This is a genomic window from Paenisporosarcina sp. P4_D4, assembly GCF_056401835.1.
This window is the reverse complement of the sequence record NZ_JBFUIO010000372.1, coordinates 1-826: the sequence shown is the minus strand read 5'-3', so window position 1 is coordinate 826 and position 826 is coordinate 1. Positions and strand designations below refer to the sequence as shown.

Below are 826 nucleotides of genomic sequence, written 5' to 3'. Positions count from 1 at the left end.
ACTCTAAAGAGTAAGGGGCCGCATTAATAAATTATAATATAATTCGTTAAATATAGACCGTCTAGAGACGCTCTCTGAGGTGGATTGTATGTTGTAAGTTTTAAAAGTGAAATTATTAATTACAATAGGTTGTGGCTTTACCGGAATGTCTTGAATATTGCTATTAAAAAATGATCTAACCTAGGTTTTTAGGCACTTAGATGGTTGGTTATCTTACTTAACTTAGTTTCTGAACTATAACATTCCCAACTCTGAGCATTTGTTTACTATCAAAGATCTCATCAAATTCTAATTTTTTTACTCCATACTGAATAATGAGTTCTTTTTCTAATAAGCCATCTCTGGACCACTGTACATTTTTTATTGTTTGAAAACGGAACTTCTGTTGGAAATCAAGGTTTTTGTTAACAAACCACACTCTTTTGTTTGTTACAATCAAATACCCCTTAATTTCTGTTTTAGATGATTTATCAAATTCACACGAGATAAATGTTAAGCCTTGTTCATCCTTTTCAAATACTTTAGTCACGAGACCTTGGAAGAATTGTTTGTTTGACTGTACAGCATGAAATTCATAATTTGTATAATCCATTCCATTAACATCAACTACTTTTGAAAGAAGCTCAAGCACTTCCTTCTTTTCTTGTTGTTGTCTTAACTCTTTTTGTTTCTCCAACAGAATAGCCTTTTGCTTAGCTTCCATTTGTTTTAACTCTCTTTGCTTTTCAAGTTCCACAGCTTTTTGTTGCGCTTTTTTCTTTCTCATTTCCTTTTCTTGTTCTACCTTTAATCTATAACTTGAAACCCTTTGTTCAATTTGTTTGGG

1 protein-coding gene is annotated in these 826 nt (G+C 31.8%); it reads right to left on the bottom strand.

The window, feature by feature from the left end; all coding sequences use genetic code 11:
- Positions 1-217: 217 nt before the first annotated feature.
- Positions 218-826: PH domain-containing protein (locus tag AC1DSL_RS18910; RefSeq protein WP_477533431.1), on the bottom strand; the 609-nt coding region annotated here is incomplete at its 5' end.